Origin of the sequence: Nocardia wallacei (assembly GCF_029869545.1) — a bacterium.
Lineage (GTDB): Bacteria > Actinomycetota > Actinomycetes > Mycobacteriales > Mycobacteriaceae > Nocardia > Nocardia wallacei_A.
Genome location: NZ_JARWQD010000107.1, coordinates 1 through 13266 on the forward strand (window position 1 = coordinate 1; position 13266 = coordinate 13266).

18 protein-coding genes are annotated in these 13266 nt (G+C 68.1%); 11 read left to right on the top strand and 7 right to left on the bottom strand.

Annotated features, from left to right (window positions below):
• Nucleotides 1-499: 499 nt before the first annotated feature.
• From QH290_RS07425 to ccsB, 5 genes are read left to right on the top strand one after another with little or no spacing between them, the layout of a single operon-like run.
• On the top strand, nucleotides 500-1105 hold the full coding sequence (locus QH290_RS07425; protein WP_280261266.1) for a histidine phosphatase family protein: 606 nt from the start codon (nucleotides 500-502) through the stop codon (nucleotides 1103-1105).
• Nucleotides 1102-1701: a TlpA disulfide reductase family protein gene (locus QH290_RS07430; RefSeq protein ID WP_280261246.1), complete on the top strand. Its 600-nt coding sequence runs from the start codon at nucleotides 1102-1104 to the stop codon at nucleotides 1699-1701. The genes QH290_RS07425 and QH290_RS07430 overlap by 4 nt, the downstream gene beginning before the upstream one ends.
• A complete protein-coding gene (locus QH290_RS07435; RefSeq protein WP_280382339.1) occupies nucleotides 1698-2531 on the top strand; it encodes a cytochrome c biogenesis CcdA family protein in 834 nt (277 codons plus the stop codon). Before QH290_RS07430 ends, QH290_RS07435 begins: the two co-directional genes overlap by 4 nt.
• Before the next feature lies 1 nt (nucleotide 2532).
• Nucleotides 2533-4251, top strand: a complete 1719-nt coding sequence (resB, locus tag QH290_RS07440) for a cytochrome c biogenesis protein ResB (protein WP_280382340.1) — start codon at nucleotides 2533-2535, stop codon at nucleotides 4249-4251.
• Between the two features lie 2 nt (nucleotides 4252-4253).
• Nucleotides 4254-5222: a c-type cytochrome biogenesis protein CcsB gene (gene ccsB / locus QH290_RS07445; protein WP_280261252.1), complete on the top strand. Its 969-nt coding sequence runs from the start codon at nucleotides 4254-4256 to the stop codon at nucleotides 5220-5222.
• A gap of 17 nt (nucleotides 5223-5239) precedes the next feature.
• On the opposite strand, the gene QH290_RS07450 is transcribed toward ccsB, so the two are convergent.
• The 4 genes from QH290_RS07450 to QH290_RS07465 all read right to left on the bottom strand — a co-directional run bounded on the left by QH290_RS07450 (nucleotide 5240) and on the right by QH290_RS07465 (nucleotide 6719).
• Nucleotides 5240-5692 (bottom strand): nitroreductase/quinone reductase family protein, encoded by a 453-nt coding sequence (locus QH290_RS07450; protein WP_280261254.1) that lies wholly within the window; start codon nucleotides 5690-5692, stop codon nucleotides 5240-5242.
• Nucleotides 5689-6303, bottom strand: a complete 615-nt coding sequence (locus QH290_RS07455) for a PadR family transcriptional regulator (RefSeq protein ID WP_280382341.1) — start codon at nucleotides 6301-6303, stop codon at nucleotides 5689-5691. Before QH290_RS07455 ends, QH290_RS07450 begins: the two co-directional genes overlap by 4 nt.
• A gap of 132 nt (nucleotides 6304-6435) precedes the next feature.
• Nucleotides 6436-6588: a hypothetical protein gene (locus QH290_RS07460; RefSeq protein WP_280382342.1), complete on the bottom strand. Its 153-nt coding sequence runs from the start codon at nucleotides 6586-6588 to the stop codon at nucleotides 6436-6438.
• Complete coding sequence (locus tag QH290_RS07465; RefSeq protein WP_280382343.1) at nucleotides 6585-6719, bottom strand: hypothetical protein; 135 nt, start codon at nucleotides 6717-6719, stop codon at nucleotides 6585-6587. Before QH290_RS07465 ends, QH290_RS07460 begins: the two co-directional genes overlap by 4 nt.
• A gap of 248 nt (nucleotides 6720-6967) precedes the next feature.
• Here QH290_RS07465 and QH290_RS07470 point away from each other — a divergent pair, with 248 nt between their 5' ends.
• Genes QH290_RS07470 through QH290_RS07485 form a run of 4 tightly spaced genes read left to right on the top strand, consistent with a single transcriptional unit; the run spans nucleotide 6968 to nucleotide 9357 of the window.
• The gene (locus QH290_RS07470) at nucleotides 6968-7294 is read left to right on the top strand and encodes a hypothetical protein (RefSeq protein WP_280261257.1); all 327 of its coding nucleotides are present in this window, start codon (nucleotides 6968-6970) and stop codon (nucleotides 7292-7294) included.
• Nucleotide 7295: 1 nt separating this feature from the next.
• Nucleotides 7296-7835, top strand: a complete 540-nt coding sequence (locus tag QH290_RS07475; RefSeq protein ID WP_280261259.1) for a DUF6879 family protein — start codon at nucleotides 7296-7298, stop codon at nucleotides 7833-7835.
• Nucleotides 7836-8681, top strand: a complete 846-nt coding sequence (locus QH290_RS07480; protein ID WP_280261261.1) for a helix-turn-helix domain-containing protein — start codon at nucleotides 7836-7838, stop codon at nucleotides 8679-8681.
• Between the two features lie 10 nt (nucleotides 8682-8691).
• A complete protein-coding gene (locus QH290_RS07485) occupies nucleotides 8692-9357 on the top strand; it encodes a histone deacetylase (protein ID WP_280382344.1) in 666 nt (221 codons plus the stop codon).
• 29 nt (nucleotides 9358-9386) lie between these two features.
• Here QH290_RS07485 and QH290_RS07490 read toward each other — a convergent pair whose 3' ends face one another.
• Nucleotides 9387-10310: an NADP-dependent oxidoreductase gene (locus QH290_RS07490; protein WP_280382345.1), complete on the bottom strand. Its 924-nt coding sequence runs from the start codon at nucleotides 10308-10310 to the stop codon at nucleotides 9387-9389.
• 90 nt (nucleotides 10311-10400) lie between these two features.
• Here QH290_RS07490 and QH290_RS07495 point away from each other — a divergent pair, with 90 nt between their 5' ends.
• Nucleotides 10401-10997, top strand: coding sequence for an AAA family ATPase (locus QH290_RS07495; RefSeq protein WP_280382346.1), 597 nt, complete (start codon nucleotides 10401-10403; stop codon nucleotides 10995-10997).
• 59 nt (nucleotides 10998-11056) lie between these two features.
• Nucleotides 11057-11932: a class I SAM-dependent methyltransferase gene (locus QH290_RS07500; RefSeq protein WP_280382347.1), complete on the top strand. Its 876-nt coding sequence runs from the start codon at nucleotides 11057-11059 to the stop codon at nucleotides 11930-11932.
• Between the two features lie 27 nt (nucleotides 11933-11959).
• On the opposite strand, the gene QH290_RS07505 is transcribed toward QH290_RS07500, so the two are convergent.
• Nucleotides 11960-12241 carry a hypothetical protein gene (locus QH290_RS07505; protein WP_280269612.1) on the bottom strand — a complete coding sequence of 94 codons (282 nt, stop codon included), beginning with the start codon at nucleotides 12239-12241 and terminating at the stop codon, nucleotides 11960-11962.
• A 29-nt stretch (nucleotides 12242-12270) separates the two neighbouring features.
• A complete protein-coding gene (locus QH290_RS07510; RefSeq protein ID WP_280269611.1) occupies nucleotides 12271-13200 on the bottom strand; it encodes a LysR family transcriptional regulator in 930 nt (309 codons plus the stop codon).
• Nucleotides 13201-13266 lie beyond the last annotated feature (66 nt).

The window sequence follows — 13266 nt, forward strand, 5'->3', positions numbered from 1 at the left end:
ATTACAGGCGGCTCGGCATGCCGCGGTCGAGTGCTATACGAGCGAGGACGCGCAAGAGGGGCCGAGGGCATTCGCCGAGAAACGGACGCCGCGGTGGCGGGGGGGGGGTCAAAGTGTGCCCCCCCCCCCGCCCCCCGACCAAAACCCCCCCACCGCCACACCCGCCCCCCCGCGCCGCCCCCCCCCCCCCCCCCCCCCCCCCCGCGGCGGCGCCGCGCCCCGCCACACCCGAAGGATCCAGCGCGTGAGCGAACCCGAACAGCTCGAATCAGCCGCAATACCGACCTCCGATCCGGCCGCGCCCGGTGCCGAATCTCGAACCGCCGCAACGGCCGCGGTCGACTCGGCCGCGGACGCCGAGGCGTCCGGCGCCGACTCGAACCCGGACCCCGAGGCCGTGCGCCCCGAGGCGACCGCGCCGCGGTCCGGCGCGGATTCCGGTGCGGCGGTGACCCTTCCGGGCGACATCGCCTCCGACACCGAGACCATCGTGCACGTCATGCGGCACGGCGAGGTGCACAACCCGAAGGGAATCCTGTACGGGCGGCTGCCCGGGTTCAGCCTGTCGGTCGCGGGCCGGTCCCAGGCATCGACCGTGGCCCGGGCCCTCTCCGAACACGACATCTCGCTGGTCGTGGCCTCGCCGCTGCAGCGGGCCCAGGAGACCGCCGAACCCATCGCGGTCCAGCACGGCGTGGTCGTGCGCACCGACGACAACCTCATCGAGGCGGGCAACACCTTCGAGGGGCTGCGGGTGTCGGTCGGCGACGGCGCGCTGCGCAAGCCGCGGCACTGGTGGAAGCTGCGCGACCCGTTCACCCCGTCGTGGGGCGAGCCCTACCTGCAGATCGCGCATCGCATGCTGGCGGCGGTGAACAAGGCGCGGGTGGAGGCGGCCGGGCACGAGGCGGTGCTGGTCTCGCATCAGCTGCCGGTATGGACGCTGCGCCGGTTCCTCGAGGGCAAGCGGCTGTGGCACGACCCGCGGCAGCGGCAGTGCTCGCTGGCATCGCTGACTTCGCTGGTGTACCAGGGCGATACGCTCATCGACATCGTCTATTCCGAACCCGCGGGGGAGTCGGATCCACGGGTGACCGGGGCATGAGACGGGCGCTGCCGGTCCTGCTGGCCTGCGCTGCCCTGGTGGCTGCGCTGGCCGGTTGCTCCACCGGTAAGGACGCGGTGGTTTCCGGCGGCACCTTCGACTTCGTCTCGCCCGGCGGCAAGACCGACATCTTCTACGATCCGCCCGCGAGCCGCGGCACCATCGGCAAGATGTCCGGCCCCGACCTGATGACCTCGGGCAAAAAGGTCTCCGTCGACGACTTCCCGAATCAGGTTGTGGTGCTGAATCTCTGGGGCCAGTGGTGCGGTCCGTGCCGCTCCGAGGCGCCGGCGCTGGAGCAGGTCTACGAGCAGTCCAAGGCCCGGGGCGTGGCCTTCCTCGGCATCAATGTCCGAGATCCGCAGCAGGACAAGGCCCAGGACTTCGTCACCGATGCCCGCGTCGGCTACCCGTCGATCTACGACCCGGAGATGCGCACCCTGCTCGCGCTCGGCGGCAAGTTCCCCACCAGCGTCATCCCCACCACCCTCGTCCTGGATCGGCAGCACCGGGTGGCCGCGGTCTTCCTGCGCCCCTTGCTCGCCGAGGATCTGCAGCCGGTCGTCGACCGCCTCGCCGCGGAGGCCCCGCAGTGAGTCCTACCGTGGATGTGCTTGCGGGGGTGGGGGATTCGTTCCAGCAGACGGCGGCGTCCGGGCCGCTGGTGCTGGCCCTGGGGGCATGCCTGCTGGCGGGACTGGTGTCGTTCGCCTCGCCCTGCGTGGTGCCGCTGGTGCCCGGATATCTGTCCTATCTGGCCGGATTGGTGGGTGCGGAGGCGCCGCCGGTGACCGCGGCCGAGGCGACGGGCACCCGGACCACCCTCGTCGAGAAGGCCGGGCGGATGCGGGTCGCGGGCGCGGCCGGGCTGTTCGTGGCCGGATTCACGGTCGTGTTCGTGCTGGCGTCGGTGACCGTCTTCGGCGTCATCCAGACCCTGAACGTGAATCGTGAACTCCTGCAACGCATCGGCGGCGTGGTCACCATCGTCATGGGGCTGGTCTTTCTCGGCTTGATCCCCGCGCTGCAGCGCGACACCCGCATGCATCCGCGGCGGCTGACCGGAGTCGTCGGCGCACCCCTGCTGGGCGCGGTCTTCGCCCTGGGCTGGACGCCGTGCCTGGGCCCCACGCTGTCCGGCGTGATGGCGGTATCGGCGGGAACCGAGGGCGCCACGGCCGCGCGCGGCGTGGTGCTCACCGTCGCCTACTGCCTGGGGCTCGGACTGCCGTTCGTGATCCTGGCGTTCGGGTCGGCCAGCGCGCTGCGCGGGGTCGGCTGGCTGCGCCGCAATTCGCGCACCATCCAGGTGATCGGGGGGATCCTGCTCGTCGCGGTCGGCATCGCCCTGGTCACCGGCCTGTGGGACCAGTTCGTCGGGTGGGTGCGCAATGTATTCGTCTCCCAGGTGACCCTCCCGATCTGATATGACAGCCACGACGACCCCCGCCCCCGTCCCGGCCCGCCCGCCCCGCCAGTCCCTCCCGCGCCGCGTCCTGGCACTGCTGCGCAACACCTGGCGCGGGCTGACCAGCATGCGCACCGCGCTGATGCTGCTGTTCCTGCTGGCACTCGCGGCCATTCCGGGGGCGCTGCTGCCGCAGCGCAGCCTCAATGCGCAGAAGGTCGATCAGTACATCGCCGACCGGGCCACGCTGGGGCCGTGGATGGATCGGCTGCAGCTGTTCGACGTGTTCTCCAGCTTCTGGTTCACCGCGATCTACGCGCTGCTGTTCGTCTCGCTGGTGGGCTGCATCGTGCCGCGGGTGTTCGACCACTACAAGGCATGGCGCACGCCGCCGGTCAAGGCCCCGCGCAACCTCACTCGGCTGCCGCACCACTACTCGACCACCACGACCGCCTCGGCGCAGGATGTCATCGCCGAGGCACGCAAGCAGTTGCGCGGGTGGCGAGTGATCGAGCGCGACGGTGCGGACGTTGGGCCCGGAGGCGGCAGCTCGCGTAACCACGGAGGGTCCCGGGAGCACCGCGTCGAACACCGCGCCAAGGACGGCGAGCGGACGCTGTCGGCGGAGAAGGGCTACGTTCGCGAGCTCGGCAATATCGTCTTCCACCTGGCGCTGGTCGCGCTGCTGGTGGCGATCGCGGTCGGCAAGCTGTTCGGCTACGAGGGCAACGTCATCGTCGTCGCCGACGACGGTCCGGGCTTCTGCACCACCTCCACGGCGGCATTCGACTCCTTCCGCGCCGGGCGGGTCAACGACGGCACCGGGCTCACGCCACTGTGCGTGCGCGTCAAGGACTTCCGGGCCGACTACCTGTCCAACGGGCAGGCCGAGATGTTCACCGCGGACATCTCCTACCAGTCCGGCGGGGATCTGGCGAACGACACCTGGCGCGACACCACGATCCAGGTGAACCACCCGCTGCGGGTCTCGGGCGACCGCGTGTATCTGCAGGGCCACGGGTACGCGCCGACGTTCACCGTCACCTACCCGGACGGTCGGACCCGCACCGAGACGACGCAGTGGCGGCCCGACGACCCGACCACGTTCCTGTCCAGCGGCGTGATGCGCTTCGACCCGCCCGGTGGGATGTTCGGCAGCGAGCAGGAGCGCCGCAAGCACCAGATCGCGGTCGAGGGGCTGTTCGCGCCGACCGCGCTGCTGCACGGCAATCTGCTCACCTCGTCGCATCCGGCGCTCACCGATCCCGCCGTAGCCGTCGACATCTACCGCGGCGAGACCGGCCTGGACACCGGCCGCGCGCAGTCGCTGTTCGCGCTGGACTCGGAGATGATCAAGCAGGGGCGGCTGGCCAAGGAGCAGCGGGTGAACCTGCGCCCGGGCGAATCGGCCACGCTGTCCGACGGCACCAAGGTGACCTTCGACGGTGCCAAGGAGTACGCGAATCTGCAGGTCTCGCACGATCCCGCGCAGGGCTGGGTGCTGGCGAGCGCGCTCACGATGATGGCCGGGCTTTTGGTGTCGCTGCTGGTGAAGCGCCGCCGGATCTGGTTGCGCGCCTATCCGGATGCCCGCGGCAATGACGAACGACGTACTGTAGTAGAAATGGGCGGCCTGGCCCGGACCGACCAGGCGGGCTGGGGCAGCGAATTCGACCGCCTGCGGACCAGGCTGCTGGACAGCGACCCCACCGCGCGGACCGAGAGCACGAGAGAGTGAACATGCCGATCGACGAAACTCTCGCCGGATACAGCAACCTCGCCTTCAAGACGGCGTTCGTCATCTATGTGCTGGTGCTGGCGATGCTGATCGTGCAGTACGCGTCGGCGCGCAGCAGGCAGACGGCCACGCGTGAACTCGTCACGGTCGGTGGATCCGGGGGCGGTCCGGCGGCGCCGGGCCGGGTCGAGGCGCCGCCCGCGCGGTCGCTGCCGGAGCGGTTCGGCAATATGGCCTTCGCGGTGCTGTTCGTCGCGATCGGGCTGCATCTGGTGTCGATCGTGTTGCGCGGCTTCGCGACTCACCGGTTCCCGCTGGGGAACATGTACGAGTTCATCACCATGGCGACCGCCGCGGCCGTCGTGACGGGCATGGTGTTCATGCACGACCGGCGTTACCGCGCGATGTGGGTGTTCCTGCTGGCGCCGGTGCTGATCCTGATGTTCCTCGCCGGTCAGGTCCTGTATGCCGAGGCGGCCCCGGTGGTTCCGGCGCTGAAGTCGTTCTGGCTGCCCATCCACGTCACCATCGTCAGCATCGGCAGCGGTATCTTCCTGCTGTCCGGCGTGGCGAGCCTGCTGTTCCTGCTGCGGGTCCGCCAGCCCGAGGGCGGCGAATCGAACAATGTGCTGGGCGCCCTGGCCCGCCGCCTGCCGGACGCCCGCACGCTGGACCGGCTGGCCTACAAGACCACCATCGTCGGCTTCCCGCTGTTCGGCACCGGCGTCATCCTCGGCGCGATCTGGGCCGAATCGGCCTGGGGCCGGTTCTGGGGCTGGGACCCGAAGGAAACGGTCTCCTTCATCGCCTGGGTCATCTACGCCGCCTACCTGCACGCCCGCGCCACCTCGGGCTGGCGCGACACGAAGGCCGCCTGGATCAACGTGGCGGGCTTCGTGGCCATGCTGTTCAACCTGTTCATCATCAACATCGTGGTGAGCGGGCTGCACAGCTACGCGGGGCTGAACTGATCGAGCACCCGCGGTTGTCAGTCCTGCGGGTCGATGCGGAAGACCGGGCAGCGGGGGGCCGCGGCGGCGAAGGCGTCCGGGTCGGCGGATTCGACGACGCCTGTCTTGACGAAGAATTGGACGCCGTGCGGGACCTCGCGGGGGAAGGCGCGCAGGATCGGGCCGCGTTCCTCGAGCGGTAGCTCCACGAGGGCGACCCGCTGGCGCCTGCGGCCCTTGGCCAGTTCGCCCCAGCCCGCGGCGCGGGCGTTCTTCACCCAGTCCGCGGTCTCGAAACCGCCTACGACATAAGTGATTCCGTCCACGGTCAGGGGCGAGACGGGTGTGGTGCGCAGTTCGCCGGATTTGCGGCCCGGCACCGACAGCACCCGCATGGTGCCCAGCGCCAGTCCGGCCCGCTGCAGCGCGATGATCACCTTGTTGAACGGCTTCAGCCGTCTGCGCATCCGGTCGATATCGGTTCTGCTCATGACGATTTCTCCTCTTCTCTTGCGCCGGAAGCGCTTTCGGGATCCGGCCACGGCACGTGGCCGTGTTCGATGTCGGTGGCGGTCTGCCGGAGCCAGTCGATCTCGCAGGCTCGAAGGCGCTGGAGGTATTCGGTCTCCAGCAGCACGACTCGCGGCAGGCCGTCCTCGACGGCCTCGAGTCCCCTTGCCGCCCGCTCCGACTCGGCTGCGAGACGGTCGGCCCGGCGGCGCAGCAGCGTCGCCGCATCGGTCGGGTCCAGTCCCGCTAGATGCGCGAGCCCGGCGACGAAGCGCGGGAACTCGTTCACCGGCTCACCGATGAACTCGTTCATCAACTCGCGCAACATATCTCGGCCCGCGTCGGTGATCGCATAGATCGTCCGCTCCGGCCGGGCACCGGCCCGCGACGTCTCCGTGGCGGTGAGCAGCCCCGCCCGCGCCAGCCGCCCGATGGTGTCGTATAGCGACCCGCCCCGCATCTTCACCGAGTCCGCAATGCGCCGCTCCCGCATCGTCACCTTCATCTCATACGGATGCCGCGGCTTCTCCGCCAGCAACGCCAGCACCGCCAGCGTCAACGGCGACCCCACGGCCCGCAGCGGTCGCTCCATGAACCCTCCATATAGTCGAACTCGTTTAGTCGAATTCGACTATATCCTCAACGGCAGCCGCGGGCAATAGGTTGCGATCCGGCCGATCCCGACTCTGTTCCGAGGCCCATGTCCAGCGCCCACCTCTGGCGATCACTCTGCATCCTCATGTTCGATCCGATCCCGAATCGCCTCCACCGACCGATCTTTCGGAATGCGCTGCGGCCAGAACACCGCTGCCGCCGCAACTCCGAGAGGAATCGCGATCACGACGAACAGTCCGATAGGCCAAGCCGACAGGCTCACAGCGCCTCCAGCCCGGGCTGGTCGCTGTCCTCATCGGGATCCGGGCCGGACAACTCCAGGTAGACCCCGGGGTTACCGTCGGACTCCGAGTCCCCATAGTCGCGGATCTCCAACATCCCGCCTGGAAACACGAAAAGTCTTGTACGCCAGTTCTGTTCCACGTGTGCCCTCGCTCCGGTGGTAGGGCAGCTCGGGGCCGGGTGGAACCATCTGACCGACTGGGGCGGGCAGCTGAGCACCGGTCCCGAGCGCCTGACACCAACGCTATGAACGAGACCGGTCCAACCAGAAGGATATTTCTTGAAATTTCTTGATACACACCAACAAAGCCTCTTTCAGCTGGTCTAACCTCGACTTGTCTAGAACTACTAGAAAAGGGGTGGAGATCGTGAAGCTACGTCTTCTGGGTGGACCGACCGGCAACGAAGGCTCACCTAGGCTCTGGATGGATGACGATCGCGGGCACTATCTGGTGCAGGGGTTGAAGGTGCCTGACTCTCCGGATCGGGTTGAGATCCCACATATGCTGTTGCGCTGGCTGGAGCCGGACACCCACTTGGGTGCGACACTGACCGATTCCGGTGTCGGGACTTTCATCCTGTCGGGCGAGTCCGTCAGTGATGGAGAGGCGCTGGCGACCCTGCAAGTCCCCAGGCATGAAACGTGCGTTTCTGTGCCTGCCGCTGTCACGCCGAGGAGATGGTGACGTGCTCTATCTGCCTGTCGGGACCGCGAACAAGTTACTCGCGATGGCACAGCGCCGAGCGTTCCACCTGGAAGTGGAGGACGAACACACGGTTTCGAATGAGAATGAGCCGATGCGTCGCTGGCGGGCCGGTCTACCACCCCTGGATCCCGACAACTATCCGCCCGATTGGAAGCGCTGGGAAGACCTAGCAGATGTCACCACCGCCAGAGGCGTTGCGCTGCAACGAGTCCGGGTGATCACCGAGCCGATGACGGAGTACATTCGGTTTCTACACGCGGTCACCGATCGGAATCAAGCTCATGGCGAAGACATTCGATGGATGCCGAGGCACGGTGTCGATGCTTCCGAGATAACCGCGGACGAGTGGTGGTTACTCGATGAGGCCGCCTTGGCATGGACGTTGTTCGATGAACAGGGTGACTTCGCCGGTTTCGCGGTGACCCGTGACTCGGTGGAAGTTGCTCGTGCAGTGGAAATACGTGATGCATTGTGGGCCAAGGCAGTACCGCACGACGAATATGTTTCAGGTCAGCGGTAGATGACTGGTGTCGAGCAGGCGCGGGTAGTTCTGGGCAACCGATTGCGCGAGTTCCGCAAGGCCGCTCGTTTGACAGGTGCGGAATTGGCGAAACGTGCCGGATGGGTCCCGTCGAAGGTCTCCAAGATCGAACATGGTCAGCAGACACCCACCGTGGAGGACCTCACCGTGTGGTGTGCGATCACGGATTCCGCACTTGCGCTACCCGACCTGCTCGCCACTCTCACCAACTTGGAATCCATGTGGGCGGAATGGAAGCGGGTTGCCGCATCCGGTCACGCTCAGCGGCAACGTCGCAGCATAGAGCTGGAGGCCTCGACTCAGGTCATTCGCAACTGGTCTCAGTTGATCGTTCCGGGCCTGTTGCAGACCGAGGACTATGCACGTTCGGTGCTGTCGACGTGCATCGACTTCCTCGGCACTGCGGACGATATCGACGAGGCGGTCGCTGCGCGGATGGCGCGGCAGGATGTCTTGCGCTCCGGTACCCGCCAGATCATCGTTCTGCTCGCTGAACAGGTTCTATACACAACGGTCGGGGGTGAACACGCGATGATCGGCCAGCTGGAATATCTGAACGAGGTCATCGGTCTACCCCGTCTCGTACTCGGGGTCGTGCCGCGTGATTTCGAATTCATATACACAACAACTAGTTTCGCGATGTTCGACCGTCGGCTGGCGATGGTGGAGACCATCAGTGCCGAGCTGAGTATTACCAGCCCGACAGAGCTGTCCTACTACGAAAAGGTCTGGACCAAGCTGCATCAGCAGGCTCGCTACGGCGACTCCGCGCGTGCAATGGTCACCGCTGCGCTCGAATGCCGGAGCGGAAGGAGTCATCACTAGGCTGCTGGGCATGGCGTCGGATGGGTCGTCACAAGTGTGGTACGCCGCCTATGGCTCCAACCTGTTCGAGCGGCGGTTCGACTATTACCGTGCGGGCGGGAATCCGCCGGGGACGTCACGGACCTACCCCGGCTTTCGTGATTCGACCCCACCGCGTGCGAGTCGGCCGCTGACGCTACCCGGCACCATCTACTTCTCGTGGGAGAGCCCCGTGTGGACGGGTGGGATTGCGTTCTATGCGCAGCGGCCTGCCGGTGGGTGGCCTGCCGGTGCTGCCGCGCGCGGGTATCTGCTGACCGTTGAGCAGTTCGATGACCTTCTGGCACAAGAGATGTACCGAGTTCCCGGTGCGACGGCAGATCTGGAACTGGATGAAGTGGTGCGGAACGGCAAGGTTCGGTTGGGGGAGGGACGCTACGAAACCTTGCTCCACGTTGCTGATTTGGACGGCGTTCCGGTTCTGACCTTCACCTCACCGTGGGAGCCCGGAACGGTGGAGCTGAACAAACCGACGCCGCGATACCTCGGCATGCTGGCGGCGGGGCTTCGGGAATCGCACGGGTGGACGTCGGCGCGAATCCTGTCGTATCTAGCAGAATTACCTGGGGTGCAGGGTTTTTGGAGTATCGACAAACTCACCGACGTGGTGAGCGGTAGTGCATCGCGTGGGGCGTAACCCGGTGCGGTACCCCCCCCCCGAGGGGCTCAGCTCACCTCGAGGACGATCTTGCCGCGCGCCCGGCCCTTCTTGCTGAGTTCCAGTGCCGCGGCCGCCTGGGACAGTGGCAGCGCCGTGTCGAGGGGGACGGTGAGCTTTCCGGCCTCGGCCAGGTCGGCGAGTGCGGTGAGGTCGGCGGCGGAGGGGCGGACCCAGACGAGGTGGCCGCCCTTGTCCCGGACCGTGCCGTCGGCGATCGAGGCGATTCGTGCGCGGTCACGCAGGAGTTCCTGCGATGCATCGATCACCCCGCTCCCGGCGAAATCGACTGCGGCGTCGATACCTTCGGGGGCGAGCGCGCGCACTCGGTCCGCCAGGCCGTCGCCGTAGGTGACCGGTTCGGCGCCTAGAGACCGCAGGAAGTCGTGGTTGCGCTCGCTGGCGGTGCCGATCACGCGGGCGCCGCGCGCGACGGCGATCTGCACGCCCAGCGACCCGACGCCACCGGCCGCGGCATGCACCAGCACCGTCTCGCCGGAGGACAGCCCGACCCGCTCGAAGGACTGGTGGGCCGTGAGACCGGCGAGCGGCAGCCCCGCCGCCTGCTGCCAGCTCAGTGCGGCCGGTTTGCGGGCCAGCGTGCGCACCGGCGCGGCCACCAGCTCGGCGTAGGTGCCGTGCTGCACCTCGTCGCGCCGGACGTACCCCATCACCTCGTCGCCGACCCGGTACTCGGGCACGTCCTCGCCCAGCTGCTCGACGACGCCCGCCACATCCCAGCCGGGAATCAGCGGGAAATGGGCGTACATCATGGGATCCAGGTACCCGGCCAGCACCTTCCAGTCCACCGGGTTCACACCGGCGGCTTTCACTCGGATCAGCACCTGGTCCGGACCGACCTTGGGGGTCGGCCGCTCACCGAACTCCAGGACATCGGGATCGCCGTAGCTGTCGGCGAGGATCGCTTTCATAAGTCCGCCTAACGCCGCATTGTTGCTGGTAATTCCCTATGCCATCGTACGAGGCGCCCCGGGGCCGCGGACGTGGCTATCGTGGGCGGCATGCTGTTGTGGATCAACGGGCCGTTCGGCGGCGGGAAGACCCAGACGGCGTTCGAGCTGCATCGGAGGCTGCCGGGCAGCGTGGTGTGTGATCCGGAGAACGTCGGGTACGGGCTGCACCGGACGATGCCGCCGTCGATGCGCGGCGACTTTCAGGACATTCCGGCGTGGCGCCAGGGCGTGTACGAGGTCCTGGACCGGGTCCTGCGCGCCCACGATGGCGTCGTGATCGCGCCGATGACCGTCGTGGAACCCGAGTACTTCGCCGAGACGGTCGGCCGGTTGCGCGAAAAAGACCATGACGTAAGGCATTTCGCGCTCCTCGCCGAGCGGGACACCGTGGTCCGCCGGTTGCGGCGGCGGGAGCTGTTCGGGCTGCGCCCCGAGGAATTCGCCCTCGGCAAGCTCGATCGCTGCCTCGACCGGCTGCGCGGACCCGATTTCACCGAGCACCTGTGGACCGACGACGCCGATATCCCCACCGTCGCCGAACGCATCGCGGCGAGCGCCGGACTCGAACTCGCACCGAATACCCGTGGCGCGCTGCGCGGCCGGTTGTCCCGAGCGCTGGTGGCTGTCAAGCACATTCGCCTCTGATGCCGGGGCCGCTGAAAATCGGTGGCACCGATCCGGTCGTACTCGCTAGCGTCGCCGCCATGGCCTACGAACAGCCGCTCGCTTATGCGCTGGGACTGGAAGGCGTTGCGCTGCTTCGCGCCTTCGGCGGGGAGCACGGGCACGAATTCACGCAGGAGCGGATCGCCGAGATCCGCCGATTGCTCGACGACGCTGCGCTCGCTCACGGCGCCGATGTCGACCACGTGGACACCGTCGAAGGCTACGGAATCTGGGCCGAGACCTACGACGGACCCAATCCGGCCTTCGGATTCGACGAGCCGATGGTGCGCGAGATCGCGGGGAGTCTGCCGCCGGGTACGGCGCTGGACGCGGCCTGCGGTACCGGCCGGGTCGCGGCCGTGCTCGCCGAGTGCGGTCATCGCGTCATCGGCGTGGACAGCTCGCCCGATATGCTCGACTACGCGCGAAAGCGTGTGGAGGACGCGGACTTTCGGCTCGGCGACCTGGATCGCCTGCCGATCGACGACGGCGCCGTGGACGTGGTGACCTGCGCGCTCGCGTTGTCACACGTCCCCGATCTGGGCCCGGTGCTGCGCGAGTTCGCCCGCGTGCTCCGGCCCGGCGGGCACGTGCTGATCACCGACATGCATCCCGAGCAGATCGCCCGCACCCATGTCCCGACGGTGCGGCGCCCGGACGGCTCGGCCGCCCGGGTCCGCGTCCACCAGCACCGGACCGGGGACTACCTGCGCGCCGCGCTGGCCGCCGGGCTGGAGGTGCGCCGCTGCGAGGAACCATCGATGCCGTCACCGGCCGACCCGTCCGAGCCCGCCGCCGACCCCGGCCCGTGGGAGGCATGGCCCTGGTCACTGGCCGGGCTGGTTCCCGCCGCCGCCCACGCCGCGAACACCGGCGTCCCCGCCGTCCTCCTCTGGCACTTCCAGCGCCCGTAGCCACGATTTCCGGGCGGGAAGAGTCGGTCAGAGGGGGTGTTCGCCGAGTTCGGTGTTGGCCGTGCGGACGGCGTCGGCGCCTGCGGCCTTGGCGTCGCGGCGGTCCCGGTGCGGGGTCGCCTCGCGCTCGCGGTCGACCCGGCCCTGCATGCGCTCGGTGTAGGGGGAGGTTTCCGGGCCGGTGCCCGAGGCCGCTCGGGCCTTCTCCCGCGCGGCGTCACGGTCCCGGCGGTCCTGCCGGCGGGCCGCGGCCTGCTGGCCACCCTGCTTGCGGCGGGCATCCTGCGACATGTGCTCTTGCTCGTGCATCGGTCACCTCCGGTCGCGTAGGGACCGCTTCAGTATGCGCCGGATCCGCTGATCAGCGGTCGGTGCGGCGGAATTACCGCCGCGGCCTGCGGGATCGTCGCGCAGGCGGTGTGCAGGGCGGCCCGGGCGGCCGCGATGGCCGGATGTGTGCCGGTGCCGCGGCGATAGGCCAGCCGGGTGCGGCGGCGCGTCGGCAGCGCGGTGAGCGTGACGCCGCCGGGCGATTCCAGCGCCCCCAGTTCCGGCACGAATGCGACTCCCTGCCCGGCGGCCACCAGCGCGAGCACAGTGCCGAAGTCGTCGGCCTGATGGCGGATGTGCGGAGTGAAACCCGCAGCCTCGCAGGCACGTACGGTCATCAGGTGGCACAGGGTTCCCGGTGTGCTGGCTATCCACAGCGAATCCCGATGTGCCGCAAGCGGTTCGGAGGACAGCGAGGCCAAATAGACCGTCTCCTCCAGGAAAGGTTCGGTGTCCAAGCCGGTTTCGGGAGCGGCGGGCACATAGTCGTACTCCTGCACCAGCGCGACATCCAGCGACTCCGCTCGCAGCGCCGCCGGTGCGTTCGCCGGGTCCAATTCGGAGACGAGCAGTTCCAAACGCGGATGGTCGCGGCTCAGCGCCACGAGCGCCGGTGACAGCAGCGTGCGCACCGCCGTCGGGAATGCCCCGATGCGCAGGATTCCGGTGAGTTCCGTTCGGGCCGTGGCGAGTTCGGCGGAGGCCTGCTCCAGCACCGCGAGAATCGTTTCCGAATGTTCGACCAAGCGCAGCGCGGCGGGCGTCAGGGCGACGCTGCGGCCGGTCCGCTCCAGCAGCGGCACCCCGGCCTCGCGTTCGAGCGCCGCCAGCTGCTGTGAGACCGCCGACGGGGTGTAGGCGAGGGCCTGTGCGACGGCCGCGATCGTGCCGCGCTGGGACAGTTCGCGCAGCAGGCGCAGCCGCCGGACCTCGAGCATCAGCTCATCTTACGCTCGGCGGCAGTAACCTGAAATAGACGTGAATCCTAGGATCGTCCACGCTGG

Bases quoted from the DNA above. Each gene is read 5' to 3' on its own strand.
- ccsB (WP_280261252.1), top strand. From the start codon at position 4,254: ATGCCGATCGACGAAACTCTCGCCGGATACAGCAACCTCGCCTTCAAG.
- QH290_RS07510 (WP_280269611.1), bottom strand. From the start codon at position 13,200: ATGCTCGAGGTCCGGCGGCTGCGCCTGCTGCGCGAACTGTCCCAGCGC.
- QH290_RS07480 (WP_280261261.1), top strand. From the start codon at position 7,836: ATGACTGGTGTCGAGCAGGCGCGGGTAGTTCTGGGCAACCGATTGCGC.
- QH290_RS07490 (WP_280382345.1), bottom strand. From the start codon at position 10,310: ATGAAAGCGATCCTCGCCGACAGCTACGGCGATCCCGATGTCCTGGAG.
- QH290_RS07495 (WP_280382346.1), top strand. From the start codon at position 10,401: ATGCTGTTGTGGATCAACGGGCCGTTCGGCGGCGGGAAGACCCAGACG.
- QH290_RS07450 (WP_280261254.1), bottom strand. From the start codon at position 5,692: ATGAGCAGAACCGATATCGACCGGATGCGCAGACGGCTGAAGCCGTTC.
- QH290_RS07425 (WP_280261266.1), top strand. From the start codon at position 500: ATGCGGCACGGCGAGGTGCACAACCCGAAGGGAATCCTGTACGGGCGG.
- QH290_RS07455 (WP_280382341.1), bottom strand. From the start codon at position 6,303: ATGGAGCGACCGCTGCGGGCCGTGGGGTCGCCGTTGACGCTGGCGGTG.
- QH290_RS07485 (WP_280382344.1), top strand. From the start codon at position 8,692: ATGGCGTCGGATGGGTCGTCACAAGTGTGGTACGCCGCCTATGGCTCC.
- QH290_RS07500 (WP_280382347.1), top strand. From the start codon at position 11,057: ATGGCCTACGAACAGCCGCTCGCTTATGCGCTGGGACTGGAAGGCGTT.
- QH290_RS07430 (WP_280261246.1), top strand. From the start codon at position 1,102: ATGAGACGGGCGCTGCCGGTCCTGCTGGCCTGCGCTGCCCTGGTGGCT.
- QH290_RS07505 (WP_280269612.1), bottom strand. From the start codon at position 12,241: ATGCACGAGCAAGAGCACATGTCGCAGGATGCCCGCCGCAAGCAGGGT.
- resB (WP_280382340.1), top strand. From the start codon at position 2,533: ATGACAGCCACGACGACCCCCGCCCCCGTCCCGGCCCGCCCGCCCCGC.